At 60.3% G+C, this 26,352-nt stretch carries 23 protein-coding genes; 14 read left to right on the top strand and 9 right to left on the bottom strand.

Annotated features, from left to right (window positions below; genetic code table 11):
• The first annotated feature begins 23 nt into the window (after positions 1–23).
• From ACQQ2Q_RS19645 to ACQQ2Q_RS19620, 6 genes are read left to right on the top strand one after another with little or no spacing between them, the layout of a single operon-like run.
• On the top strand, positions 24–1,130 hold the full coding sequence (locus ACQQ2Q_RS19645) for a Gfo/Idh/MocA family protein (protein ID WP_428188821.1): 1,107 nt from the start codon (positions 24–26) through the stop codon (positions 1,128–1,130).
• A gap of 5 nt (positions 1,131–1,135) precedes the next feature.
• Entirely contained in the window at positions 1,136–3,061 is a 1,926-nt protein-coding gene (locus tag ACQQ2Q_RS19640; protein ID WP_428188820.1) for a bifunctional 5-dehydro-2-deoxygluconokinase/5-dehydro-2-deoxyphosphogluconate aldolase, read from the top strand.
• Positions 3,058–4,899: a 3D-(3,5/4)-trihydroxycyclohexane-1,2-dione acylhydrolase (decyclizing) gene (gene iolD / locus ACQQ2Q_RS19635; protein WP_428188819.1), complete on the top strand. Its 1,842-nt coding sequence runs from the start codon at positions 3,058–3,060 to the stop codon at positions 4,897–4,899. The genes ACQQ2Q_RS19640 and iolD overlap by 4 nt, the downstream gene beginning before the upstream one ends.
• Positions 4,900–4,908: 9 nt before the next feature.
• The gene (iolE, locus tag ACQQ2Q_RS19630) at positions 4,909–5,805 is read left to right on the top strand and encodes a myo-inosose-2 dehydratase (RefSeq protein WP_428188818.1); all 897 of its coding nucleotides are present in this window, start codon (positions 4,909–4,911) and stop codon (positions 5,803–5,805) included.
• A gap of 23 nt (positions 5,806–5,828) precedes the next feature.
• Entirely contained in the window at positions 5,829–6,626 is a 798-nt protein-coding gene (gene iolB / locus ACQQ2Q_RS19625; protein WP_428188817.1) for a 5-deoxy-glucuronate isomerase, read from the top strand.
• Positions 6,627–6,656: 30 nt separating this feature from the next.
• The gene (locus tag ACQQ2Q_RS19620; RefSeq protein ID WP_428188816.1) at positions 6,657–7,439 is read left to right on the top strand and encodes a TIM barrel protein; all 783 of its coding nucleotides are present in this window, start codon (positions 6,657–6,659) and stop codon (positions 7,437–7,439) included.
• 97 nt (positions 7,440–7,536) lie between these two features.
• On the opposite strand, the gene ACQQ2Q_RS19615 is transcribed toward ACQQ2Q_RS19620, so the two are convergent.
• The gene (locus ACQQ2Q_RS19615; protein WP_428188815.1) at positions 7,537–9,819 is read right to left on the bottom strand and encodes an FdhF/YdeP family oxidoreductase; all 2,283 of its coding nucleotides are present in this window, start codon (positions 9,817–9,819) and stop codon (positions 7,537–7,539) included.
• Positions 9,820–10,094: 275 nt separating this feature from the next.
• Here ACQQ2Q_RS19615 and ACQQ2Q_RS19610 point away from each other — a divergent pair, with 275 nt between their 5' ends.
• Positions 10,095–10,271, top strand: coding sequence for a hypothetical protein (locus tag ACQQ2Q_RS19610; protein ID WP_428188814.1), 177 nt, complete (start codon positions 10,095–10,097; stop codon positions 10,269–10,271).
• A gap of 49 nt (positions 10,272–10,320) precedes the next feature.
• On the opposite strand, the gene ACQQ2Q_RS19605 is transcribed toward ACQQ2Q_RS19610, so the two are convergent.
• The gene (locus tag ACQQ2Q_RS19605) at positions 10,321–10,974 is read right to left on the bottom strand and encodes a glutathione S-transferase (RefSeq protein ID WP_428188813.1); all 654 of its coding nucleotides are present in this window, start codon (positions 10,972–10,974) and stop codon (positions 10,321–10,323) included.
• Positions 10,975–11,093: 119 nt separating this feature from the next.
• On the opposite strand from ACQQ2Q_RS19605, the gene ACQQ2Q_RS19600 reads away from it, so the two are divergent.
• The 4 genes from ACQQ2Q_RS19600 to ACQQ2Q_RS19585 all read left to right on the top strand — a co-directional run bounded on the left by ACQQ2Q_RS19600 (position 11,094) and on the right by ACQQ2Q_RS19585 (position 16,564).
• A complete protein-coding gene (locus ACQQ2Q_RS19600) occupies positions 11,094–12,308 on the top strand; it encodes a polyhydroxyalkanoate depolymerase (RefSeq protein ID WP_428188845.1) in 1,215 nt (404 codons plus the stop codon).
• A gap of 122 nt (positions 12,309–12,430) precedes the next feature.
• Complete coding sequence (locus ACQQ2Q_RS19595; protein WP_428188812.1) at positions 12,431–13,087, top strand: ABC transporter ATP-binding protein; 657 nt, start codon at positions 12,431–12,433, stop codon at positions 13,085–13,087.
• On the top strand, positions 13,087–15,498 hold the full coding sequence (locus tag ACQQ2Q_RS19590; RefSeq protein WP_428188811.1) for an ABC transporter permease: 2,412 nt from the start codon (positions 13,087–13,089) through the stop codon (positions 15,496–15,498). Before ACQQ2Q_RS19595 ends, ACQQ2Q_RS19590 begins: the two co-directional genes overlap by 1 nt.
• The gene (locus ACQQ2Q_RS19585; RefSeq protein WP_428188810.1) at positions 15,488–16,564 is read left to right on the top strand and encodes a lipocalin-like domain-containing protein; all 1,077 of its coding nucleotides are present in this window, start codon (positions 15,488–15,490) and stop codon (positions 16,562–16,564) included. Before ACQQ2Q_RS19590 ends, ACQQ2Q_RS19585 begins: the two co-directional genes overlap by 11 nt.
• Before the next feature lie 55 nt (positions 16,565–16,619).
• Here ACQQ2Q_RS19585 and ACQQ2Q_RS19580 read toward each other — a convergent pair whose 3' ends face one another.
• From ACQQ2Q_RS19580 to ACQQ2Q_RS19550, 7 genes are all read right to left on the bottom strand, one after another.
• On the bottom strand, positions 16,620–17,555 hold the full coding sequence (locus ACQQ2Q_RS19580) for a hypothetical protein (protein ID WP_428188809.1): 936 nt from the start codon (positions 17,553–17,555) through the stop codon (positions 16,620–16,622).
• Positions 17,552–18,286: a TSUP family transporter gene (locus ACQQ2Q_RS19575; protein WP_428188808.1), complete on the bottom strand. Its 735-nt coding sequence runs from the start codon at positions 18,284–18,286 to the stop codon at positions 17,552–17,554. The genes ACQQ2Q_RS19580 and ACQQ2Q_RS19575 overlap by 4 nt, the downstream gene beginning before the upstream one ends.
• A gap of 9 nt (positions 18,287–18,295) precedes the next feature.
• Positions 18,296–19,612, bottom strand: a complete 1,317-nt coding sequence (locus tag ACQQ2Q_RS19570; protein WP_428188807.1) for a TRAP transporter large permease — start codon at positions 19,610–19,612, stop codon at positions 18,296–18,298.
• A 10-nt stretch (positions 19,613–19,622) separates the two neighbouring features.
• Positions 19,623–20,162: a TRAP transporter small permease gene (locus tag ACQQ2Q_RS19565; protein WP_428188806.1), complete on the bottom strand. Its 540-nt coding sequence runs from the start codon at positions 20,160–20,162 to the stop codon at positions 19,623–19,625.
• 169 nt (positions 20,163–20,331) lie between these two features.
• A complete protein-coding gene (locus ACQQ2Q_RS19560) occupies positions 20,332–21,306 on the bottom strand; it encodes a TRAP transporter substrate-binding protein (RefSeq protein WP_428188805.1) in 975 nt (324 codons plus the stop codon).
• A gap of 26 nt (positions 21,307–21,332) precedes the next feature.
• Positions 21,333–22,586, bottom strand: coding sequence for an NAD(P)/FAD-dependent oxidoreductase (locus ACQQ2Q_RS19555; RefSeq protein WP_428188804.1), 1,254 nt, complete (start codon positions 22,584–22,586; stop codon positions 21,333–21,335).
• The gene (locus ACQQ2Q_RS19550; RefSeq protein ID WP_428188803.1) at positions 22,586–24,289 is read right to left on the bottom strand and encodes a thiamine pyrophosphate-binding protein; all 1,704 of its coding nucleotides are present in this window, start codon (positions 24,287–24,289) and stop codon (positions 22,586–22,588) included. Before ACQQ2Q_RS19550 ends, ACQQ2Q_RS19555 begins: the two co-directional genes overlap by 1 nt.
• 125 nt (positions 24,290–24,414) lie before the next feature.
• Between ACQQ2Q_RS19550 and ACQQ2Q_RS19545 the strand changes: the two genes are divergently transcribed.
• Genes ACQQ2Q_RS19545 through ACQQ2Q_RS19535 form a run of 3 tightly spaced genes read left to right on the top strand, consistent with a single transcriptional unit; the run spans position 24,415 to position 26,316 of the window.
• On the top strand, positions 24,415–25,122 hold the full coding sequence (locus tag ACQQ2Q_RS19545) for a GntR family transcriptional regulator (protein ID WP_428188802.1): 708 nt from the start codon (positions 24,415–24,417) through the stop codon (positions 25,120–25,122).
• Positions 25,119–25,835, top strand: a complete 717-nt coding sequence (locus tag ACQQ2Q_RS19540) for an aspartate/glutamate racemase family protein (protein ID WP_428188801.1) — start codon at positions 25,119–25,121, stop codon at positions 25,833–25,835. The genes ACQQ2Q_RS19545 and ACQQ2Q_RS19540 overlap by 4 nt, the downstream gene beginning before the upstream one ends.
• Positions 25,836–25,875: 40 nt before the next feature.
• The gene (locus ACQQ2Q_RS19535; RefSeq protein WP_428188844.1) at positions 25,876–26,316 is read left to right on the top strand and encodes a YqaA family protein; all 441 of its coding nucleotides are present in this window, start codon (positions 25,876–25,878) and stop codon (positions 26,314–26,316) included.
• The last annotated feature ends 36 nt before the right edge of the window (positions 26,317–26,352 follow it).

The raw sequence follows: 26,352 nt of genomic DNA, 5'->3' as shown, positions 1-26,352 counted from the left end.
ACGGGGATAGCATGTCGCATCCAATGCCTCAAAAACCTCTTGGTATCGCCCTGATCGGCACTGGTTTCATGGGCAAATGCCATGCCATGGCCTGGCGTAACGTGGCGACCGTCTTTGGTGGTGCGCATCCGCGGCTGGAAATTCTGGCCGACGCGACTGATGCGCAGGCAGCGGCTTTTGCCGCACAGTTCGGCTTTGCGCGGGCAACCGCCCGCTGGGAAGATGCCGCGACCGATCCCGATGTCGATATCGTCTCCATCACCGCGCCCAATGGCATGCACCGCCCGATGGCGGAAGCCGCGCTGAAGGCCGGCAAGCATGTCTGGCTGGAAAAGCCGATGGCACTCACGCTTGACGACGCGCGCGCCATGGCAACCCTCGCCGCGACGCATTCGGGGCAGATGACGATCCTCGGATACAACTATTTGCGAAGCCCGGCATTTCAGGCGGCGCGGCGCATGGTCAGCAGCGGCGAGATCGGCAAGCCGATGGCTTTTCGCGGCGTCTATGACGAAGACTATTCCGCCGACCCGCTCCTCCCGTGGTCCTGGCGGATGACTCACGAAGGTGGCGGTCTGGGCGCACTGGGCGACCTCGGTTGCCACCTCGTGAGCCTTATGACCGCCTTGATGGGGCCGGTGAGCGAGATTACCGCCCAGACACAGATTGTCGTAGCCAACCGGCCATCCCCCGATGGACCAAAGCCTGTCGAGAATGAAGACAGCGCCTTGGCGCTCATCCGCTTTGCTTCCGGCGCCCATGGGTCGTTTGCCACTTCGCGCGTCGCTCGGGGGCGCAAATGCCGGCTGCAATGGGAGATCCATGGCACCGAAGGCAGCATCGTGTTCGACCAGGAAAACATGAATGAGCTATGGGTTCACAGATCAGGCGAGGCCGGCTTTACCAGGCATCTGACGGGACCCGAGCAGCCTGACTTTACAGCCTTTTGCCCGGCACCCGGACATAATTTCGGCTTCAACGAGCAAAAGGTGATCGAGGCGCGCGACCTGTTGAGCGCCATTGCCGGTGGACCAGCCTGCGGACCTGATTTCGCACAAGGACTTGAGATCGAAAAGGTCATTCACGCCATGGCCGCCTCCCATGGTGCTGCCATACGGATTGAAAGGTAATCGGTATGACGAAAACACTGGATGTCATCACCATCGGTCGAGCGGGTGTCGACCTCTATGGCGCGCAGATCGGCGGCCGTCTCGAGGACATGGGATCGTTTGAGAAATATATCGGCGGCTCCCCCACCAATATTGCCTGCGGCAGTGCGCGGCTCGGCTTGAAGACCGCGTTGATCAGCCGCGTTGGCAACGAGCACATGGGCCGCTTCATCCTGGAGCAGTTGAAGCGGGAAGGGGTGTCCACGCAAGGCGTGAAGACCGATCCGGACCGTCTGACCGCTTTGGTGATCCTCGGCATCCGTGACGACGAGCAGTTTCCGCTGATTTTCTACCGCGAGAATTGTGCCGACATGGCGCTGTGCGAAGACGATATCGATGAAGACTTCATCGCTTCGGCGCGTGCCGTTGTGGTCACCGGCACCCATCTCAGCAATCCGAGCACGGAAGCAGCCGTCATCAAGGCGCTGAAGCTGGCGCGCATGCACGGCCTGCGCACCGCACTGGATATCGACTACCGCCCCAATCTCTGGGGCGTGGCCGGTCATGGCGACGGCGAAAGCCGTTTCGTCGAAAGCGCAAAGGTAACAGCCAAACTGCAGGCCACGCTTTACTATTTCGATCTGATCGTCGGCACCGAAGAGGAATTCCACATCGCCGGCGGATCGACAGATACGCTTGCGGCACTGCGCGCTGTGCGCTCCGTCAGCAAGGCGACCCTCGTGTGCAAGCGCGGCCCGTTGGGTGCCGTCGCCTTCGAGGCCGATATTCCCGGCAGCCTCGATGACGGACAGTCCGGTCAAGGGTTTCCAATCGAGGTGTTCAACGTCCTGGGCGCGGGCGACGGGTTTTTCTCCGGTCTGTTGCGCGGCTGGATGACGGACCAGGACTGGCCGACATCACTCAAATTCGCCAATGCCTGCGGCGCCTTTGCGGTCAGCCGCCACGGCTGCACACCGGCCTATCCAAGCTGGGAAGAGCTGCAATTTTTCCTCAAGCGCGGCGTTGTTCAACCCGATTTGCGCAATGATGCCGAACTCGAGCAGATCCACTGGTCCACGACGCGGCAAAAGCGCGTGAACGGCGACTGGTCGACCATGCGCGTCTTTGCCTTCGATCATCGGGCGCAACTGGAGGAGATGGAGGGCTATAGCCTGCATAAGGGCGCGGCCTTCAAGGAGCTTTGCCTCGATGCGGCGCTGAAAGTTCAGGCGGGCCGCCATGGCTACGGCATTCTCTGCGACAACCGCATCGGCCGCTCGGCCTTGCACCGCGCCTCCGGTTCGGGGCTTTGGGTTGGGCGACCGACAGAATGGCCAGGCTCCCGTCCGCTCAATCTGGAGCCGGAACTGGGCAGCGATTGCGGGACGCTCACGGAATGGGCACGCGAGGACGTGGTCAAGGTTTTGTGTTTCTGCCATCCGGACGACACAGCCGAGATGCGCGGCGAGCAGGAAGCAACGGTCAAGCGTCTGTTCGCGGCATCCCGCCGCAACAAGCTGGAATTTCTGCTGGAAGTCATTCCCTCCAAGGTCGGCCCGGTGGACGATAACACCACTGCGACCCTGATCCAGCAGTTCTATCAGGCGGGCATCTATCCGGACTGGTGGAAACTGGAGCCGATGAAGACCAATGGTGGCTGGGAGAATGCCATAGCGGCCATCGAAAGCCATGACACTCACACACGCGGCATTGTCGTCCTTGGCCTGGACGCGCCGGAGCAGGACCTGTCGGCCAGCTTCCAGATCGCAGCGCGCTTCGATCTGGTCAAAGGGTTTGCCGTCGGTCGAACAATCTTTGGCGATGCAGCACGGGCCTGGCTGAAGGGCGAGATCGACAATACCGCTGCCGTCGAACAAATGGTGACGCGCTATGCGCGGCTCTGTGAAATCTGGGATGCGGCGCGTGGCAAGGCACGGGAGCAGGCAGCATGAACACGATCAGACTGACGGCAGCACAAGCCATGGTAAAATGGCTCTCGGCGCAAATGACCGAAGACGGCGAACGTTTCATAGACGGAGTCTGGGCAATCTTCGGCCACGGCAATGTGGCCGGGATTGGTGAGGCGCTGCAGAAGGCCGGCAACAGCCTGCCGACCTGGCGAGGCCAGAACGAACAGACCATGGCCCATGCGGCAATCGCCTATGCCAAGGCAAAGAAGCGCCGCCGCGCCCAGGCGGTTACATCCTCCATCGGACCGGGTGCGACAAACATGGTGACAGCGGCAGCGCTTGCCCATGTGAACCGTCTGCCGCTGCTGCTGATCCCCGGCGACGTCTTTGCCAATCGACGGCCGGATCCGGTCCTGCAGCAGATTGAAGATTTCGACGACGGCACCGTGACCGTCAATGACTGCCTGCGACCGGTCAGCCGCTATTTTGACCGTATCATGCGGCCCGAGCAACTGTTGACCGCACTTCCACGCGCCTTGAGGGTGATGACCGATCCTGCCAATTGTGGGCCAGTGACATTGTCCTTCTGCCAGGACGTACAGGCCGAGGCCCATGACTGGCCAGAGGAGTTCTTCGAGCGCAAGGTCTGGCGTATTCGCAGGCCGGCACCCGACAGCAGGGACATTCAGGATGTCGCAGCAGTCATCCGCGCTGCGCGCAATCCCGTCATCGTCGCCGGCGGCGGCGTGATCTACAGCGAAGCTGAACAGGTGCTGGCCGATTTCGCGACCCGCCACGCCATTCCTGTCATCGAAACCCAGGCGGGCAAATCCTCTCTGGCACAAAGCCATCCGATGAATTTCGGTGCCGCTGGTGTTGACGGATCGGCAGCGGCGAACGCGCTGGCCCGCAAGGCAGACGTGGTTATTGGCGTCGGCACGCGCTTCCAGGATTTCACCACCGGCTCGTGGTCGCTTTTCGAGGCGCAAGACCGCAAGCTCGTCTCGATCAATGTGCATGGCTATGATGCCGACAAGCATGGCGCGCTCGGACTGGTCGCCGATGCAAGGGTCGCGCTTGAGGCATTGTGCGCGGCGCTGGGCGACCACCAGGCGCCGGCACCGGACGAAGAAGCGCGAGCCGAATGGCTGGCAGCAGTCGATCGCCACTGTGCAGCGCCTGGTCAGGACGCGACAGGCGATCTGCCGACAGATGCGCAGGTGATCGGCGCGGTGCAGCGCGCGACCGGCGATGATGCGATCGCCATGTGTGCTGCCGGCACGATGCCTGGCGCGCTGAAGCTGCTCTGGCAGCCAAGCCAGGGTGGCTATCACATGGAATACGGGTTTTCCTGCATGGGCTACGAAATCGCCGGTGCGATGGGCCTCAAGCTGGCGCGCCCCGAGCGGGAGGTGATCTGCTTCGTTGGCGATGGTTCCTACATGATGGCCAATTCCGAACTGGCAACCGCCGTCATGCGCAAGGTGCCGTTCACCGTCGTCCTGACGGACAATCGTGGCTATGGCTGCATCAACCGGCTTCAGCAGGCCAGCGGCGGCGAGCAATTCAACAATCTCTACAAGGATTGCAATGTCGAACAGCAGCCGCATATCGATTTCGTCGCTCACGCAGCGGCCATGGGCGCTCATGCCGTGAAGGCAGCCGATATCGCCGATCTCGAGACCCAGATTGCCGCAGCACGCGGACGCGACATTCCCACCGTCATCGTCATCGACACCGATCCTATGCCAGGTCCGGGTTTTGGCGACGCCGGACATTGGTGGGACGTGGCCGTGCCGCAGGTGGGCACCACAGACAAGCTTAGCCAGGCCTATGCGCGCTACCTTGAGGGTGCAGTACGCCAGAAACTCGTGAATTAAGGACAGACGATGATCCGTTTCGGCACCAACCCCATTGCCTGGGCCAATGACGACGACCAGACCCTGGGCGCCAACATCCCAACCGACCAGATCCTGCGCGAGGCCGCCAGGATCGGCTTTGACGGAATCGAGAATGGCCATCGTTGGCCTGCTGATCCCGAAGAACTGAAGCAACTGCTTGGCTCCTATGGACTTGCGTTCATCTCCGGCTGGTACTCGCTCAATCTGCTGGCGCAATCCGTTGAGGCGGAGAAGACGGCAATCCAGCCGCATCTCGACAGGCTCAAGCATAATGGCTGCACGGTCTGCATCGTCTGCGAAACCTCCAATACCATTCAGGGCAGCCAGACACCGCTGTCACAAAGCCCGGTTCTTTCGGGAGACGAGATGCGGGCCTTCGGTGCAAAGGTCGAGGAACTGGCTGCCTTCACTGCGGCTCAAGGCATTGCCCTTGTCTATCATCATCATATGGGCACAGTGGTGGAAACCCCAACAGAGATCGACGCTTTCATGGCGGCGACAGGCCCGGCGACGCGCCTGCTCTTTGACGCAGGCCATTGCTTCTTCGGTGGCAATGGCAGCGATCCAGCGCCGGTGCTGCGCAAATATGCCGATCGTGTCAGCCATTTTCACGCCAAGAATGTCCGCCCCTCAGTCATGCGCCAGGTGCGCGAAACAGGCATGTCCTTCATGGACGGCGTGCGTGCCGGCGTGTTCACGGTTCCGGGCGATGCAGAAGGCGGCGTCGAATTCGCGCCATTGCTGCAGATCCTCAAGGAGGCAGGCTATGACAGCTGGATCGTCATTGAGGCTGAACAGGATCCGGATGTCCACAACCCGTTCGAATATCAATCCTTGGGCCTGAAAACGCTGAAGGCCGCAGCGGCCGAGACCGGCCTGATCTGAAAACCACCACAGGGAGACCCACCATGGCCAATCTTCTCCACCGCCCTTTCGGCAGCCACGGCAAGGTGCATGACATCACCCCGGCCTCCGCCGGCTGGCGTTATGTCGGCTTTTCGCTCTATCGGCTGCGCGCAGGCGAGCAGGCATGCGAGGTGACCGGCGACCGGGAAGTCATTCTGGTGATGGTGGAAGGCAAGGCGGCAATCCGGGGGGCAGACAAGGACTGGGGGGTGTTGGGCGAGCGCATGAATGTGTTCGAGAAAACGCCGCCGCACTGCCTCTATCTGCCAGACGGCACGGACTGGGAGGCTGTGGCCGAGACCGACTGCGTCATCGCAGTCTGCTCGGCGCCCGGAAAGGGCGGTCACGCCGCCCGCCGCATCGGTCCCGATGGCATCACGCTGACACAGCGGGGCGAGGGCACGAACACGCGCTACATCAACAATATCGCCATGGAAAACGAGGACTATTGCGACTCGCTGTTGGTAACCGAGGTGTTTACTCCTGCAGGCCACTGGTCGAGCTATCCAAGTCATCGCCATGACGAGGATGATTTCCCGCGGATTACCTATCTGGAGGAAACCTATTATCACCGGCTCGACCCGGCTGATGGCTTCGGTGTGCAGCGCGTCTATACCGACGACCTGCAGCTCAACGAAACCATGGCTGTGCATGACGGCGATGTGGTCTGCGTGCCGCGTGGTCACCATCCCTGTGGCGCGCCGCATGGTTTCCAGATGTATTATCTCAACGTCATGGCCGGCCCCTTGCGGAAATGGCGCTTCGTCGCGGCCCCTCCGGTCGAGCATCTGATGCGCTGATCCCAGACCTTTTTCTCAGGAAGTTCGACCATGGAACAGCCCTTCATCCTTGCCGCCTGTGCCGAAATGCTCTGGCGCGACAGACCGATCGAATGGCGCGCGGCACGCCTTGCCGAAATGGGCTTTGAAGTCGGCCTCTGGAACTGGCCGGATCACGACCTGGCCGCGCTGGAAAAATCCGGTGCCACATTTTCGATCATGAACGGCTATCTGACCGGTCGGCTCGCCGACGACGAAGGGGCCGATGAACTGCTGCGCTCGGCGCGCGAGACTGCTCAGGTCGGCAAGCGGCTCGGCGTGGCCCGTCTGAACCTCCATGGCACGGGTCTGGGCGAGGGCGGATTACCGGCGATACCCCGCGAAATCGTCACCGGCGCCATGTGGCTGAAGGCGCGCGACACGCTGGCCCGCATTGCCGACATGGCGGATCAGGAAGACGTTATCTTCACCCTGGAAAATCTCAACCTGCCGGTCGATCATCCCGGCACGCCCTTCGGCCGCGCCGCAGACACACTGGCACTTGTCTCCTCCGTCGACCATCCGCGGCTCAGGCTCAATCTCGACCTCTACCATGCCCAGATCGGTGAGGGGAACCTGATCGAAACCTGCCGTGCCTGCCTGCCATGGGTCGGAGAAATCCAGGTGGCTGACGTACCCGGACGCTGCGAGCCGGGAACCGGCGAAATCAATTATCCTGTTATCGCGCGTGCTCTCAATGAGATGGGCTATCGCGGTCCGGTCGCCATGGAGGCCTATGCCAAAGGCGATCCGCAAGACGCACTCGAGGCATTTCGCGCGGCCTTCACGATATAGCCCCAGGTTCCATCAGTGAAACCCGACGGGAATTTGAGTGTCCAGACTTTAGAACAACGCTCGATCTTGTCTCGCTTTCAGTGGCAACGCGACCCGATCAGGCCTCGGCTTCGATGCATACGGGGATCGACTTGGATGCCGGCGTTTTCGACAAAGCGTCATGATGGTCGATGGCGATCAGAACATTGCATTCGGGATAGTAGGAACAGATCGTGCCTCTCGGCAGCTTGTGCGGGGTTACTTTCAAGCCACCGAGAACGCGACGCCGACCGTCGTCATAGTCGCTGACCAGGCGAACAGTCTGGCCCGGCTCCAGGCCAGCTTCAGCGATATCCGCTTCACACATCAGCACGACGTCGCGGGTGCCTTCTATACCGCGAAAGCGATCCGAATACCCGTAGATCGTGGTGTTGAACTGGTCATTGGAGCGCATGGTCAGCAGGCTGTACCGCCCGGGCTTGTCGGTGAATGCGAGTGAGTTGAGCCGTTCAGGGCTGGTGAAGATCGCCTTCTTTTCCGGCGTGTTCCAGATCCGCTCATGAGCGCCATTGCCGCGATAAAAGCCGCCGGGGGTAAATATCCGCTTGTTGTAATCCGCGAAATCTTCCGGATAGGTCTGTTCGATCAGATCGCGGACGAGACTGTAGTCACCGCCCCATTCCGACCATTTGAGTTTCGGATTGGGTTTCAGGGTCGCGTCGGCAAGGCCAGCGACGATGGCCAGTTCGCTCTTCAACTGCCTGGACGCGGGCGTGCGCTTGCCGGTCGAACCATGGATATGAGAGAAGCTGTCCTCGATGGTGATCGCCTGATTACCGGTTGCCTGTTCGTCGAGTTCCGATCTCGCAAGACAGGGCAGGATATAGGCTTTTTTCGCCGGGAACAGATGACTGCGGTTGAGCTTGGTCGAGACCATGACCGAAAGCTCTTGCGCTGCCCAGCCCCGTTCCATCTCTTCCTGTTCTGGCACGGCACGGAGCAGATTGCCGCCAAGGGAGATGAATGCCTTGATCTCGCCCGACATCAAACCCTTCACCGCATCGACGATATGGGTGCCGTCCTCAGTCGGGGGATCGAAGTCGAACAGGGCCTTCAGCTTGTCCATGGGGACCAGCTTGGCTTTCTCGGCAATACCGACCGTGCGCTGACCTTGAACGTTGGAGTGACCGCGGACAGGACAGCAGCCGGCACCTTCGCGACCGATATTGCCGCGGAGAAGAAGCAGGTTGACCAGCATTGCAATATTGAGAGCGCCGTGGGCATGCTGGGTGAGCCCCATACCATAGACGCCGATTACCCGCTCCGCCTCGACATAGACCTGACCAGCCGCGCGCAAGGCGTCTTCAGAGAGGCCGCTCTCGCGTTCAATGTCCTTCCATTGCGCTTCACGCACGCAGTCGATGAATTTTTCGAAACCGGTCGTGTGCTGATCGATGAAGTCCAAGTCCAGCACGCGCTTTTCGCCATTTGCCCTGGCCAGATCGTCTGCCTCGACCACGACCTTGCAAAGACCCATAATTGCGGCCACGTCACCGCCGCTGCGGACCTGGAGATACTGATCGGAGATCTGGGTCTCGTGTCCTGTCAGCATGTCGGTCGGGCTTTGCGGATTGACGAAGGAGACCAGGCCCTGCTCCATCACCGGATTGAAGGTGACGATCCTGGCTCCACGCTGCTTGGCCTCCTGAAGAGGATGCAGAAAACGAGGGCTGTTGGAGCCGGGGTTCTGGCCGAAGAAGAAGAAACAATCCGTCTTTTCCAGATCGTCCCAGACGATGGTGCCGACCGGGGAGCCGATGACTTTGGTGAGCCCGACCGACGTCGTCTCGTGGCACATGTTTGAACTCTGCGGAAGATTATTGTTGCCGTAAAGCCTGGCGAACAGGGCGTATAAATAGGATGCCTCCAGCCCAGCATGGCCGGACGAATAGAAGACGACGTCTTTGGGGTCGAGGTGGTTGAGCGTCGCGGCGATGGCGGTGAATGCCTCGTCCCAGCTGATTTCCACATATCGATCCGTCGCCGTATCATAGCGCATGGGGTGAGTGAGCCGGCCGGTCATTTCGAGATCATGATCTTTCCACGATCTCAGGTCGCCAACAGTATGGCTCTCCCAAAAATCCGGGCCGCACCGAGCGCTAGTCGTTTCCCAAAGGGTAGCCTTGGCGCCATTTTCGCAAAATTCGAATGCGCTGTAATTGGCAGGCTTGGGCCAGGCACAGGAGGCACACATATACCCGCCCGGTTTGTTCTGGCGGCGAAGCGTGTCTATCGCAGCGGGAGTGGGCCAGGCATCTCCATAGATACGGGCCATGGATTTCAACGAGCCCCAGCCGCCTGCGGGCCCCTCGGATTCAGGATTTGTGATCTTGTCAGTCATGGAGGGCCTCCTGCGGTTCGCTAGGAAATCGAACGCGACAGATGTCTGAAGGTTTCCAGATGGACGAAGTTTAATCTTCAGCTATCGGCGAGACCGATCAGCCCGCAAAGGCTCCGCAAAAGTCAGCACCGGGCTGCATATAAATCAATACCCGCGTTCAGGATGCGACATAGCTACAGCTTATTTTCAACGCATGCACCCAATGCTCTGTCGCGCCCTTGCGCCTTTTGAAACCTGCGCTATCGTTTACCCGCGATTCGTCGCCTGGAGGATTTATGCGTCAGCAACAAAAGACGTTCATCATTGAGCGAAAGACATCCCGTAAAATAAAGTCTGATACCGGCAAGCCCTCGATATGGGGCAAGCTGGATCTCACTGTGGATCAGGATGAGACGTTTGAGAGTGGCCCGACCGATGAAACGGTCGCCGTAAAGGACCATGAACCGCGCTGAAAATCAGCGGCCGCATCTTGCTTTGCCGTGCTGGCAGATCACCAAGCCCTTAAAATTCGACCTCGAGCTCTATGATTTCATCCGGCTCGGCGATGGCGTCATTGGTCCACTCGACCATTAACGGCCAAGAAAACACGGTCTCGCAATAGGCAGCCAGCAGCGGCTCCAGATCTACGGAATAGGTGCGAAAGCGGCTGCAGACCGGTGCATACATGGCATCGGCGACGGTCGGTGTCGTGCCAAACAGCCACGGTCCGCCGCTCTTTTCCAGACATTCGGTCCATATTGTCTTGATACGCTCGACATCCGGTCGCGCGCCTGAGAAAATCTTGAAGCTTTTATGGGTGGACTTCAGGTTCATCGGCAAGGCGGACCTGAGATTGTGGAAGCCGGAATGCATTTCGCCGGAGATGGACCGGCAGCGCGCCCGGGCCGCCTGGTCTTTGGGCCACAGTCCCGCCTCTGGAGCCAGTTCGTGGAGATATTCGGCGATTGCCAGCGTATCCCATACCGCCACGTCCTTATGGGTCAAGCGCGGCACAAGAACGGATGGCGACAGAAGCAGCAATTCCTGACGGGCCTCGTCATCCAGCTCCACCAGGATCTCGGTAAAGTCCAGTCCTGCCATCTTGCACAACAGCCAACCTCGCAATGACCAGGAAGAGTAGTTCTTGGAGGAGATTGTGAGTGTCGCCTGTGACATCGAAGTCTATCCCTGTCGGAAATCTTATGCGTGCTGCAACAATGTTCTCGCATAGCGGGATCTAATGCACTAGCATTTTTTGCAATGCAGCAATTGCGTTGCTACGGGGTTTTTCGATGATGCTCTACCAAACCTACCAGTTTCAGGACGATCTGATGGCGCCGATGCGCGACCTCGCCCGAAGACTGCAGAGCTTTACGCCCGCAACCCTGTTTGAGCCGGTCGCCGAAATGTCGCGCTATTTCGGTGCTGCAATGGAACTGATTTCTCGCTTCGAGATCATCCATACAGCACCGCCCTTTGAAATTTCATCAGTTCTGATCGGCAATCAGGATGCGCCGGTGACGATCGAGACAGTCCTGGACCTTCCCTTCGGCAAGCTGCTGCACTTTGCCGTGGATGTCGACACGCCGCGACCTCGGGTCCTCGTGGTTGCTCCTCTGTCCGGACATTTCGCGACACTTCTCAGGGGAACAGTCCAGACCCTGCTTAAAGATCATGATGTCTATATTACGGACTGGGCCAATGCCCGTGACGTTCCGGTCTCCGCCGGGCGCTTCGGCATCGATGATTACGTTGATTATGTCGTGCGTTTTCTGGAGGAAATAGGGCCGGGCGCACATGTGCTGGCCGTTTGTCAGCCCTGCGTGCAGGCGCTGGCCGCGGTCGCGGTGATGTCTGAGGACAATCATCCGGCAACACCACGCACCATGACACTGATGGCCGGACCGATCGATCCGCGCGAAAGCCCGACCAAGGTCAACGAGCTTGCCGTATCCAAGCCGCTCTCCTGGTTCCAACGCACCCTCATCAGCACGGTGCCCCACCGCCATGGCGGCGGCGGCAGACGGGTTTATCCGGGCTTCCTGCAACTGGTCGCCTTCATGTCCATGAATATGGAACGCCACCTTCAGGCCCATCGGAACCTGTTCGAGCATCTGGGAAAGGGCGAGGTCGAGAAGGCGGAGAAAATCAAAACCTTCTATGACGAGTATTTTGCCGTTCTGGACATGACCGAGGAGTTCTACATCGAGACGATTGATCGGGTCTTCCAGAAAGCGGAACTGGCAACCGGCCACTTTACCCATCATGGCCGCAAGGTCGATCCGGCGCATATCCGCAACACGGCCTTGTTGACCGTGGAAGGGGGACGCGACGATATCTGCGCACTGGGTCAGACATCGTCCGCCCACGAATTGTGCCGTTCGCTGCGCCCTCACTTGAAGCGACATCATCTGCAGGCAAATGTCGGCCATTACGGCGTCTTCAACGGCAGGCGTTGGGAGACGGAAATCTATCCGGTGGTGCGCAACATGATCCTGGCGATGGAATAGCAAAGGCGAAGGGCACGCCCGTCCCTGTTGAACCGGGCGGCCAAAATCCTTTCTCTTCGGGTTACAATAGCGCACGCGGGGCCTACATATGCTCGCATCCTTCATAGCTTGATCCGGGCCCCATGCTGCTCACTCTTCGCGATGTCACGAAATCCTACACCACCGTCGAGGGACGGTTAGAGATCCTGAGGGGCATCGACCTCGATCTCGATGCCGGGGAAAGCGTGGCACTGACCGGCGAATCCGGGAGCGGCAAGAGTACCCTGCTGCACCTTGCCGCCGGACTGGACCGGGCCGATGCCGGCGAAATCGTTTCCAGCGGGCTTTCGCTTGCCAGACTCGATGACAAAGGACGGGCCGAATATAGGCGCCGCTCCGTCGGCCTTGTGTTTCAGCAGTTCAACCTCATTCCATCGCTCGATGTCGCGGCCAATATCTCCTTCCATGCAAAGCTCGCCGGCAGGCATGATCCGGCATGGGAAAGCGAGCTCGTTGCGCTTCTGGGGGTCGAGACACTTCTTTCGCGCTACCCGGAGCAACTTTCCGGGGGACAGCAGCAGCGGGTGGCGATTGGCCGAACGCTGGCTGCAAAGCCGCCGCTGGTGCTGGCCGACGAACCGACCGGGAATCTGGATGAGGCAACGGGCGATGCTGTCCTCTCGGTCATGCTGTCCCTGACGAAGAGTGCAGGTGCCGCATTGCTGATGGTGACCCATTCCTTGCGGTTGGCGGGGAAGCTCGATCGCCGGGTTCACCTGCACCGCGGAAAGATTGCCTGATGCTCTGGACCGCAGCCACGGCCCTTCTGGCGCATTGGCGACGTCGCCCGTTACAGCTTGCCACGCTTCTGCTCGGGCTTTCTCTGGCGACCGCGCTTTGGTCCGGCGTCCAGGCAATCAATGCAGAGGCAAGGGCAAGTTATGCGCGCGCTGCCTCGGTGCTGGATCAAAACGCGTTGACCCAACTGGTACCCCGGGACGGTGAGACAATACCGCTCAGCACCTACGCCAAATTGCGGCGGGCGGGATGGAATGTGTCGCCAGTCCTTGAGGGTGATCATCGCTTTGGCACCCGGCGCGTACGCATCATCGGGATGGACCCACTGACCATGCCTGCCAGGGAAAGCGGGTTTGAGACTGGCGGTGCAGACAAGCGGACCGCATTCATAAGCGAGCCGGGAATCTTGATGGTGTCTCCGGCGACTGCGGTGCGGCTCAAAGGCGAAACCGAGATGGCCGTTCAGGTCTCGCCCGATATGCCGGACGGTGCCGCCTTTGTCGATATCGGCATCGCCGAGCGCATACTCAACAGACCTGGCGAGCTCAGCCGGCTGGTGGTCTCACCGGACCAACGTCCCGATCTGCCTTCGCTTGAAACGCTTGCGCCAGAGATCGTTACCAGGCCTGCCGGCGAGCGACCCGACGTCGCCCAGTTGACTGACAGCTTTCATCTCAATCTGACGGCCTTTGGTTTCCTTGCCTTTGCCGTTGGCCTGTTCATCGTTTACGCCGCAATCGGCCTTGCCTTTGATCAGCGAAGAGCGACCTTCAGGACCTTGCGTGCACTCGGCCTGCCTTTGTCATCGCTGATTTTACTGGTCATCGGCGAACTCCTGGTTCTGTCATTGCTGGCCGGACTTGTCGGTGTGACTGCCGGGTATTTTGTCGCCTCGCTGCTTCTTCCAGGCGTGGCGGCAACCCTGCAAGGGCTTTATGGTGCAAGTGTTCCGGGCACCTTGTCCATTCGGCCCGAATGGTGGGCAACCGGTATTGGCATTGCAGTTTGCGGAACATTTGTCTCGTCCGTGCAAAGCCTGTGGCGGCTGCACAAAATGCCATTGCTGGCCGCTGCGCAACCACGCGCCTGGGCACGGGCGACTGCCCTCGGTTTGAAGCTTCAGGTCCTGTCCGGTCTGGCGCTGCTGGCCGCCGCGGTGGTTCTGGCGGTATTCGGACACGGGCTTGTCATCGGCTTTGCGGTGTTGGGGGCCTTGCTTCTGGGGGCTGCGCTCCTGTTGCCGGGCCTGTTGTCGGCGGTACTTGCCGCGATGCAAAAGCGTTCTTCGGGCGCGCTCATCACCTGGTTCTGGGCTGATACGCGCCAGCAGCTTCCGGGTCTATCTCTCGCCCTGATGGCACTGCTTCTGGCACTTGCTGCCAATGTGGGCGTCGGAACCATGGTTTCCAGTTTTCGCCTCACTTTTGTCGGCTGGCTGGATCAACGCCTGGCAGCGGAGCTTTATGTGACAGCCCGCGATGAAAATGAGGCAGCGCGACTAAGAGCGTGGCTTCCGTCCCATTCGACATCCGTGCTGCCGATCTGGAGCGTGGAAGGCGAGATATTGGGCGACCGGCTTCAGATCTACGGTGCTGCTGCCAGCGATGCGACCTACCGGGACCACTGGCCGCTTCTGTCTGGCACAGCCGATGTCTGGGATCGCGTGGCAGATGGCGAAGGCGCGCTGATCAATGAGCAGCTCTGGCGTCGCAAGGGGCTTTCCGTCGGCGACACGCTGGCCATGCCTGGAGATTGGGACATTCCGATTGTGGGCGTCTATTCCGACTACGGCAATCCGAAGGGACAGGTCATTATCGGCATCGACACTTTGACCGCCCATTACCCCGATGTTGCCAAGCTCAGATATGGTGTGCGCATTGATCCCGCCGAAGCACCAACCCTGCGTGGCCTGCTGACCTCTGAATTCGGTCTTCCCGCCGACAATATTATCGATCAGGCCGCGCTGAAGAGGCAATCGCGCGCGGTCTTCGATCAGACGTTTGCCGTGACCGGTGCGCTTAATGTCTTCACGCTGGGTGTTGCGGGTTTTGCGATGTTTTCGAGCCTTCTGACGCTGTCGGGCATTCGTCTGCCACAGCTTGCGCCCGTCTGGGCCATGGGTATCCGCCGTCGCGATCTGGCTCTGCTCGAAGTCCTGCGCACTCTGGCACTGTGGTTTGCAACCTTCGTCGCCGCAGTGCCTGTTGGCCTTGGACTGGCCTGGGTGCTTTTGGCGATCGTCAATGTCGAGGCATTCGGTTGGCGCCTGCCGCTCAGGATCTTTCCCCTCGACTGGCTGATACTCGGCCTGGCTGCACTCCTGGCGGCGCTGGTTTCGGTTTTTATCCCGATACGCAGACTGGCAAAAATCGGTCCAGCGGAATTGCTGAGGGTTTTCACCAATGAACGCTAAACAGATATTGGCAGTTCTTGTAACTCTTGCATTGAGCATCGCGCAGCCCATGACTGCCATGGCACAAGGCTTCGCCGGGCTGGGGTCGACGGCCAATGGCTTTGCCATTCCACGTCGGGACAGCCCGATCCAGTTTCCCGCCGACCATGGCGCACATACTGACTACCGGATCGAGTGGTGGTACGTGACAGCCAACCTGACTGGCGAGGACGGAGCGCAATACGGGGTGCAGTGGACACTCTTTCGCTCTGCACTTGCACCCAAGAGCGAAGAGGGTTGGTCCGATCCTCAGCTTTGGATGGGCCATGCCGCCTTGACCACGAAGGACCAGCATCTCGTGGCGGAAAAACTGGCCCGTGGCGGCATTGGTCAGGCGGGAGTGGATGTCGCGCCATTCTCGGCCTGGATCGACGACTGGCAATTGAACGGCATGGCACCATCCGGCGGCGACCCGTTGGATGATGTGAGCCTGCACGCAACCGGCAAAGGCTTCAGCTACACACTGGCCATGTCAGCCAAGGGGCCGTTGGTCTTGCAGGGCGATCACGGTTTTTCGGTCAAGTCTGCCCAAGGACAGGCGAGCTATTACTATTCACAGCCTTTTTACGAGGTCACGGGGTCGCTCAACATTGGGGCCAGGACCATTCGGGTCCATGGAAAAGCCTGGCTCGACCGAGAATGGTCGTCACAACCACTGGCCAAAGACCAGACGGGATGGGACTGGTTCTCCCTGCATCTGGACAGCGGCGAAAAACTGATGGCCTTCCGCCTGCGGGATAGTGGTGAAGGTTACACATCCGCGACCTGGATCGCTGCCGATGGCACGCCGACATCTTTGCCACCCGGATCGGTTGAGATGTCACCCGTACGCTCGGCCCATGTTGGGGACCGAGATATCCCGGTGGCCTGGCGGGTGCAAATCCCCGAGCGGGGTTTCGACGTGACGACGACTCCGTTGAACGACCAGTCCTGGATGGCAACTCGAACGCCGTACTGGGAAGGGCCGATCACCTTTGACGGGAGTTCGACAGGCGAGGGATATCTGGAAATGACGGGATATGAGTGAGGCGGGCGTCCCTTGAATTGCCGCACTGACCTCAGCCCGCCCCTGGTCAACTCACTCAGTGCCTGACCGGTGCATAAAGCCGCCCGAGCAGAATTGGCGTCAGATACATCGGCACCTGATAACAGGCGATGAAGAGCAGCAAGGGCTCGGTAACCGAGGCAGGTAGCGCGGTCAGGAACAGCATTGCGTTACGGTTCCCCGCGATGATGGAATAGGCCGTAAGCGATGCAGACGGTCCGCGTGCGCGCATGGCGCCGAAGACCAGCAATTGCAGGCCGAAGTTCACAGCAAAAGCAGCAACCAAGCTTGTAATCAGTGATCCCGGATGGTTGGCAAAAGCCGGGCCTATCGCCGACATCAGGCCGATGACAGCGACGGCCATCACCAGTGCCGAGAAGCCATCGATTGCCGTCATTGTCGCAGCGCTTGGTCGCGGCAGGGCGAAATGCCTGATGGCGAAGGCAAGGGCTGCCGAAAGGCCGATCAACCCCACAAGTTTCAGCGAGGCAAAGATGACGGTGCCGGCCGTGCCGAATGCCGGCCACAGGGCAAAGGCGGGCAGCACCGTGAGCGGCAGGAGCGCTGTGCCGACGATCAGCAGTCTCAGAGCAGGTGCCGGATCATTGCCTGTCAGAAGCGTGAGGTTTGGGCTGCCGGAAATCGGCGATGCCGCGGTGACCAATACGGCGGCTGTGACGAGCGGACCGCTGAGGCCGAGGGCCAGAAAGACAAGCCCCAGGCCGCAGGGTAAAGCGATCTGGTAAAGAACCACCATGGCGAGAGACGCGCGTATCTCGGTCAGCTTGCCAAAGGCCTGTGCCGGCCCGATCCGCAAGGCTGCGACAAACAGCATGACGGCGACCATTTCCGGGATCATGGGTCGCAAGAGTGCCGCGAGGGCGGGGAAGGCGATGCCCGCCACCAATCCGGCGACCAGGACATAACGGCCATGGCGTGCGAAAAAATGAAGCGCCGGGTACAGCAGGGTCACAGAGCGCCTCGCAAGATCAGGATCAGCGCTGCTGCTGCCGAAACGGCCAGCAAGGCAGGTCGGAAGCGCTTATCGAAGCGGGCACCAAATTGACGGGCGATAAAGGTGCCGAGCAACATTGGCGGAAGCATGAGTGCGGCCAGCATCAGGTCATGCAGGCCGGCCCATCCGCTCACATAGAGCCCGCCCAGCGACAGGATACAGCCGATGGCGAAGAAGGCGGACAGAGTGGGGCGCGCCTGCGCCGGCGAGCGATCCTGATAGATGAGCGCCAGCGGCGGCGCACCCACCGAGGTGATCGTTCCCAACAGACCTGAAATCACAGACATCGCCAGCAGTGTTGTGCGGTTGAAGACAAGCTTCCAGCCGATTACCGATAACAGCACCGCAGCTGCGATCATCAGACCGAACAACAGTGTGAAGGTGTCGCGGTTCGGCAGCGCTGCCAGCACAAAGGTGGCTGCAAACACGCCGCAGAGGCGGCCGGTCACTCCAAGGCCCACTTCGCTCCAGACAATTGCGTCACGCTCGCGCCATGCGCCCCAGACTGCCGTGATCATGCCGAGAAAGAGCGTGGGGGCCGGCACCAGTTGCGGGTCTATCAGTGCCAAAAGCGGTGCTGCCGTGAGGCCGAAGCCCATGCCGAGTCCCGCCTGTACGATTGCCGCGGCAACCACGATGGCAAACACCGCAGCCAGAAGAAGCGGCGAGGAAAGAAGGTCCTGGGTCAATATCCGGTCCTAGCCTGCCGGTCCCTGCCGCATGTTTTCCGGAAGCCAGGTGGCGAGATCGGGAAACAGGATGAGGATGAAGACCATCGCCACCATGATGAGGAACATGGGAAAGGCTGCCTTGGCGATGAAGCCCATCTCGTGGCCGGTCATGCCCTGCATGACGAACAGGTTGAAGCCGATGGGTGGGGTGATCTGCGCCATCTCGACGACGACCACTATGAAGATACCGAACCAGACGATATCGATTCCTGCCTGGCGGATCATCGGCTCTACTACGGCAATGGTGAGAACAACCGAGGAAATACCGTCGAGAAAGCAGCCGATGACGACGTAGAAGACCAGAAGGGCCATCAGCAGTTCGAACCGGCTGAGTTGCAGTGAGGCGATCCATTCGGCCAGTGCCCGCGGCAGGCCGGTAAACCCCATCGACAAGGACAGGAAGGAGGCTCCGGCGAGGATCAGTGCAATCATGGCCGAAGTCCGGGTGGCCCCCATCAGGCTTTCCGTCAGCGATTTGCGGTTCAGCGATCCTTGCGCCAGCGCCAGCAACAGCGATCCGATGACGCCGAAGGCGGCAGCTTCGGTGGCCGTGGCAAAACCCATATACATGGAGCCGATGACCACCAGGATCAGCGAAATGACCGGCAGCAGAAAGCGTGAATTGATCAGCTTTTCCTTGAACGTCATCTCCGGCTCGGCATCCGGACGATAGCTCTTGGACAGCTTTGACATGATCGCCACATAGCCCATGAACAGCACCGCCAGGACCAGCCCGGGCACGATGCCGGCCATGAAAAGCTTGGTGATGGATTCGTTGATCGTGACGCCATAGACGATCAGGGTCAGCGACGGCGGGATCATCAGGCCAAGCGTTGCGGCGCCCGCAAGCGTGCCGATCACCATCGTTTCGGGATAATTTCGGCGGCGAAGTTCCGGAATCGACATCTTGCCGACCGTGGTGAGCGTTGCCGCTGACGACCCGGAAACGGCTGCAAAAACGGTACAGCCGACGACATTGGTATGCAGCAATCCACCGGGCAGCCTGGCCATCCATGGGGAGAGGCCCTTGAACATGTCCTCCGACAATCGGGTGCGAAACAGGATCTCGCCCATCCAGATGAACAGCGGCAAGGCGGTGAGTGTCCAGGACGAGGAGGAGCGCCAGAGAACGGTCATCATGGCGTCGCCCACCGGACGGCTGGTGAAGATCTCCATACCGAACCAGGCAACGCCCAGGAGGGCCAGCCCCACCCAGACACCGGTTCCCAGAAGAAGGAAAAGCACAAAGAGGAATATGGCGATGGGGGCGAGTTCTGCGATCATGATGGTGCCCCTATTCGCCGTGGCTCTGCTCGGCCAAATCCGATGCGATATTGTCCCGGCCGGTGAAGATCAGGGTGACAAGATTGTCAGCAAAGCAGATGGCAAGCAGGATCGCACCCACCGCCATCGGCAATTGCACGATCCACAGCATGGTCTGATCCTGACCCTGGCTGATGTCGCCCAAACGTCGCGACCAGTAGACCAGCTTGACGGCATACCATGCGACATAGGTCGAGGCAGCCGTGGCTATGAGCAGGCACCATAGTTCCGCCCAGAACTTGTTGCGACCGAGGGCCGTCAGCAGAAGGTTGACGCGGATATGAGCGCCATGGTTGAGGGCGTGGGCAAAGGCCAGAAACGAGGCCGAAGCCATCAGATAGCCCGCATATTCAGCGCCGCCCGGAAAGGTCATGCTCGACCAGCGAGCCACCATCTGAACGACGATCACCACCAGTATGGCGATCATGCACATGGCGGCAAGGACACCTGCTGCATCGTAGACGCGGTCAAGAACCAGGCGCACCGGGTTTTTGCGGATCGATCCGTTCATGACGTCCCTTCGACATTCAAGCATGTCACGCCAAATCGGGCGTGATCTTCGGGGGCGATGGCATGCACCAAAACAGAGAGGAAGCGCAGCGGACACATTGGGTTGAACGCGGCGAATTGTGAGCGACAGCCAGACGCGTCACGCCGGGCTGTCGTTCCGTCAGATCTTGTTAGTTGGCCTTGTAGGCGTCGATGATGGCCTTGCCGTCCGGACCAGCCTTGGCGAGCCACTCTTCGGTCATGGTTGCGCCAAAGCCTTCGAAATCGCTCTTCAGCTGTTCACCGGGATCGCCGACGATCATGCCGTTCTCGGCAAGCTCCTTGAGATATTTGGCAGTGAGTTCGCGCGAGGTTGCTTCCCCTGTTTCTGCTGCCTTGGCGCCGCAATCCATCACGACCTTTTTGGATGCATCGTCGAGGCCGTCATAGACACCCTTGTTGACGAAGATGACATTGCGCGGCAACCAGGCCTGCACGTCATAGAAGTATTTCAGGCTCTCCCAGACCTTGGAGTCAACGCCTGTCGAACCGGACGAGATGAAGCTGTCGGCAACGCCTGTTGCCAGCGCCTGGCTGAGTTCAGCGGCTTCGATCTGCACTGGAACCATGCCGGCCAGTTCGGCGATGCGGGCAGTTGCCGCATTATAGGCGCGGAACTTGACGCCCTTGAGGTCGGCTGCAGAATTGACTTCCTTTTTCGTATAGAGGCCCTGTGGCGGCCAGGCGACGGAATAGACATAGACCAGATCTTGCGCTTCCAGAGCGGCGCTCACCTTGTCGATGGCTGCGGCCCAAAGCTTGTCAGATGCATCGAACGAGCTGGCAAGGAAGGGAATGGAATCAACCGCAAAGAGCGGGTTCTCATTGGCATGCGCCGAAAGCAGGCGCTCGCCGATCGGGGCTTGCCCGGTCTGCACAGCGCGTTTGATGTCGTTGCCGGCAAACAGCGAGCCGTTGGCATGGACGACGATCTCGAGCGCACCCTTGGTGCCGTCGGCGACACATTTGGTGAAGGCAACCGCATTTTCGGTGTGGAAGTTGCTGGCCGGATAAGCAACCGGCATGTCCCATTTTTCAGCGAAGGCCGAGGTTGCAAAGGCCAGACTGAAGGCGGTGCCAGCGAGAAGAGCGATCGTTTTTTTCATTGTCATTCCCCTTTTTGATTGTGCCGCTATTGAAAGCGGATCGGTGCGTAAGGTGCAAGGTCCAAATTCGATCTTTGCCCGGAGATCATCTGTGCCAGGAGCTGACCGGTCTTCGGTCCGCTGGTCAGACCGATATGATGATGACCAAAGCCGAGCCAGGCACCGGCTATCTTGGGCACTGCGCCGATCACCGGAATGGAATCCGCCGGTGCCGGACGATGGCCCATCCATTCCCGGGTTTCTGTCCATGTCAGGGAGGGCATCGCCGCCTTGATATTGCGCATCAAAAGCGCGAACGGCGCGCGAGACGGCGGCGCATCCAGTCCACCAAATTCGACCATGCCCGCGAGCCGGATACGGCCCTCCATGGGCGTCACAACGAATTTTCCAGACGCGATCATGACCGGAGAGCGTGGCATGATATTGGGTTCCAGCAGTTCGATGTGGTAGCCGCGCTCGCTTTCGAGCGGCACGTCAAGGCCGAGTTTCTTTGAAAGGGGCTTGGACCAGACACCGGTCGCAATCACCACGTCGTCGCAGGCAAGCGTCTCGCCGCCCATGCGGACGCCGCTCACCTTGCCATGGTCATGGACGATGTCATCGACGTCACCCTTGCGGAATGTCGCGCCGCCGGCCTGGGCGTGGGCTGCCAGTGCCTTCACATAGGCACCGGGGTCGGCAATCAGGCCATGACCGCCAACCCGGATGCCGAGGCCGAGGGACTTGGACAGACCGGGATCATACTCTTGAAATGCGGCGCCCTCCAGTTCATCCCAGCCGAAGCCATGCGCCTTGCGGATCGACCAGCCATAGGCGTCCCCCTCGAAATGGGCACGGTCCTGATAGGCGAAGACATAGTCAGACGGGACCACATAGCGTTCGGCACCTGTGCCTTGAGACAGTGCCTGATGGTCGGCAAGGCTGTCGCCAACCACGCCGTGGATGGCGGATGCTATGCGCTCGACATCCGTCTTGTTGCAGTGGCTGAGATAGCGGATCAGCCATGGCGCGAGCTTCGGCAGATAGGGCCAGCGCAGGAAGAGCGGTTGATTGGGGTCGAACAACATGCGCGGCGCCTTGCGCAACAGGCCGGGCACCGTCACCGGTACACAGGCGCAGGAGGCAAGCACCCCGCCATTGCCGTAGCTTGTGCCCTCGCCAACACCCAGGCGATCGACGAGCGTTACCGTGTGTCCAGCCCGCTGCAGCCAGATGGCGGCCGAGACTCCGACGATGCCGGCCCCCACGACGACGACATGCTTTGGTTCGGATGGTGTCATTACGCAACCCACTCGCTGACAGGAGCCGCGGCCTCATGCAGCGGCTGGGAAATGATATCGATCAGTGTCGGTCCGTCATGGTTGAGTGCTTCCGTCAAAACCGGGATCAGCATTTCGGGGTCCTCGACGCGAAAGGACTTGACGCCGAAGGCGCTGGCGACAGCGGCATGGTCGGTGCGGTTGAAGTCGACATTGTAGAACCGTTTGCCAAAGCCGGTGTTCTGGCCCGCCTTGATCCAGCCATAGGTGGCGTTGGAAAAGACAATGGCGGTAATCGGCATATTCTCGCGCACGATGGTTTCGAATTCGCCGCAACAAAAACCGAAGGAACCGTCGCCCATGACGGCAACCGTTTTGACGTCGGGTCGGCCGACATGGGCACCCATCGACGCGGCAAGGGCATAGCCAAGCGCGCCGTGAGCGCGGTTGGTAATGAAATTACGCCCCGATTTGCGCCAGCGATAATGGGCGGAAAAATAGGGGCAGGGCGTACCGGGATCAGCCACGATGATCGCGTCGTCATCCAGCAGCGAACTGAGGGCTGCAACCACTCGCTCCGGCTTGATGGGTGTGTCACTGGATTGGGCCAACGGCGTGAAGGCCGCCAGTTTCAGATCCCAGGCGCGCTTGGCACGTGCTGCGCCATTTTGCGAGACGGAAGGCATTCTGCCTTCCAGTTCCTCGCAGAGTGCTGCCAGTGCCAGTTTGGCATCGGCACAGATGGCCACTTCGGTCTGATAATTGGCGCCGATCACCAGCGGATCGCTGTCGATATGGATGATGCGGGCCTGCTTCTTTGGAGAGCGCCAGCGTTCGGTTGTTACCGAGCCGGCACGGCAGCCGATGAACAGCACGAGATCGGCCTCATCGACGACAGCGCGGGTGGACGGCACGCCGCCGTTAGAGCCCACGACGCCCACTGCCAGCGGATCGGTTTCTGCAATCGAACCCTGGCCGGAAACCGTGGTGGCAACCGGCAGGTCCAGCAGGCGGGCCAGACGCAAGAGTTCGGCCTCTGCGCCGGCAATGACCGGGCCGCCGCCGCAAATGGCGACGGCAGTTTTGGCCGACAGCAGCGCATCGGCGGCGTCGGTGATGGCCTGTGGGTCGGGCGCTGCCCGTTCGGTCGGAAAGAGCTGATGATGCGGATCGGCCCAGATCTCGCCTGGATCGGATGCGCCCTTCTGGGTGTCGAAGGGCAGGGCGATATGAGCCGAACCCGGCCTGCCCGTGGTCATGGCCCGAAATGCTGCCCGCACCATGGCCGGAAGTCGGGACGGATCGTCAATCGAGGCATTCCATTTTGTCAGCGGTCGCATCAGCGCTAACTGGTCCAGCTCGGTCAAGGGATAGCGCCCGCGCGAATTGGTCGACACATCACTGGTGATCGCAAGGATCGAGATGGAGCTTTCATTGGCCTCCACCAGACCGGGCAGGATATAGGTCGCACCGCCGCCTGACGGTCCTTCGCAGACGCCCGGCCTTCCGGTGACACGAGCATATCCGTCGGCCATGTATCCGGCATGGCGCTCGTCGCGTGTCAGGATATGGGTAATGCCGTGATCGACAGTCGCCAAGGCATCGTAGAAGGGCAGCGTGGTGTCGCCGCACAGACCGAACATGTGGGTCACCCCATGGGCCTCGAGCATGCGCACCATCGCTTCGGCGGCTGTCAGCGTATTGGGGCGGCTCTGGTCTGTCATGTTGGAGATGGTCCTTGCGAAATGATCGTCGAAATATTTGCATTCTGAACTGTATACAGATCTGCATGTTGAGTATGTACGGGACATGTGTCAAGAAGGCCCGATGAAATTAGGCAGGAGCGGGAATGAGCGAGGGACGGGTCGAGGCTCTCTACGCGCAGCTGAAGGAAATGACGGTCAACTTCCGCATTCGTCCCGGCGAGCGCCTGAACGAGGTCGCGCTGGCGCGTGAGCTTGACGCCAGTCGTACGCCCTTGCGTGAGGCGTTGAACCGGTTAGTGGCCGAGCAGTTGATCGATTTCCAGCCGGGTAAGGGCTTCTTCTGTCGCGAGCTCGACGCCCAGTCGATTTTCGAACTTTACGAAATCCGCGCGGTGCTGGAGGAAACAGCGGTGCGCCTGTTGTGCGAACGCGCCAGTGACGCTGACATTTCCATCCTCCGCGACAACGAATATCAGGACGGCCTGCTCTATGCGGGGCGCACTATCGGCGAGGCCAGTGCTGCCGATGAAGCCTTTCATCTGGCGATTGCCAGACTGTCGGGAAACCGTGAGCTTCACCGTCAACTGGCGCAGATCAACGAGAGGATCCGCTTCATCCGCTGGGTCGATATGGCCGCCGCCGTGACACGCACCAAGGGAGAACACGGCCGTATCATGGATGCCATTCAGCGCCGCGACATGGATGCGGCAGTACTTCTCATGCGCGGCCATATCGTCAAACGCATGGATCAGATCATAGCCTCTGTCCGCGAGGGCTATTCGAATATCTATGTCGCCGGGCCCGAGGAACTGTTCGAGCGTCGTCTCCAGAACGAGGAATGTGTGGAATGAAAGTAAAGGGCGGCAAGGCGGTTTACGGCGCATCGGTCGGTATCCTGATGCTGGAGGCGCAGTTTCCGCGCATTCCGGGCGATATGGGCAATGCCACGAGCTGGCCGTTCCCGGTGCATTACAAGGTCGTGCGTGGCGCTTCACCGGATCGCGTGGTGCGCAAGGGCGCGCAAGGCCTGCTGCAGACGTTCATCACGGCAGCCCGCGAGCTGGTGGATGACGGGGTCGATGGCGTCACCACCAATTGCGGATTTCTGTCGCTGTTCCAGGAGGAGCTCGCCGCCGCCCTATCCGTGCCGGTCGCGACCTCGTCCTTGATGCAGGTCGCCATGGTCAACCGGCTGCTGGCACCCGGCCGCCGTGCCGGAATTCTCACGATCTCCGCCTCGACATTGACGCCTGCCCATCTGAAGACGGCGGGCGTGCCCGACGGCACCCCTATTGGAACGACGGAAGGCGGGCGGGAATTCACGCGCGCCATTCTCGGCAACGAGATCGAGCTGGACGTAGAGGCAGCCCGCGCCGACAATATCGATGCGGCGCGCGCGCTCGTGGCTGCACATCCAGACCTTGGCGCCCTCGTGCTGGAATGCACCAATATGGTGCCCTATGCGGCAGACATCCGCGCTGCAACCGGACTACCAGTATTTTCAATAGAAACATTCGTGCGCTGGTTTCAAAGCGCACTGGTGCCCAGCCGTTTCGAGGCGTAAAGGACCCTCTGTCTTCCTTTCGCCAGGATACCCGCCCGTGATCACAAGTCTGCTGACCTATGGAGGCTTGTTCCTGACCGCACTTGCCGCGGGCTCTATCCTCCCGATGCAGTCGGAAGCAGCTCTCGCCGGATTGATCACGGTGAGCGGCCTTTCGGCGTGGTCTTTGGTGCTTGTCGCAACCGCCGGCAATGTCGCGGGTTCCATCGTCAACTGGTTCCTCGGCAGAGGCGTCGAGCGCTTCAGCGATCGCAAGTGGTTTCCAGTCAGCGAAGAAATGCTCGAAAGGGCCAAAGACTGGTATCGGCGCTATGGCAAATGGTCACTGCTTTTGAGCTGGGTACCCGTCGTCGGTGATCCTCTGACCGTCGTTGCCGGCGTGCTGCGCGAGCCACTTGCGACATTTGTCGTACTTGTGACCATCGCCAAATTCGTCCGCTATATGGCCGTCGCCGCGCTGACCTTGAATGTCATCGGGTAGCTTGAGGCACGCGGATCTGACGATCAGCCTCTCCAA

This window comes from Agrobacterium sp. ES01 (assembly GCF_050320885.1).
Lineage (GTDB): Bacteria > Pseudomonadota > Alphaproteobacteria > Rhizobiales > Rhizobiaceae > Allorhizobium.
This window is presented reverse-complemented; position numbering and strand designations above follow the sequence as displayed.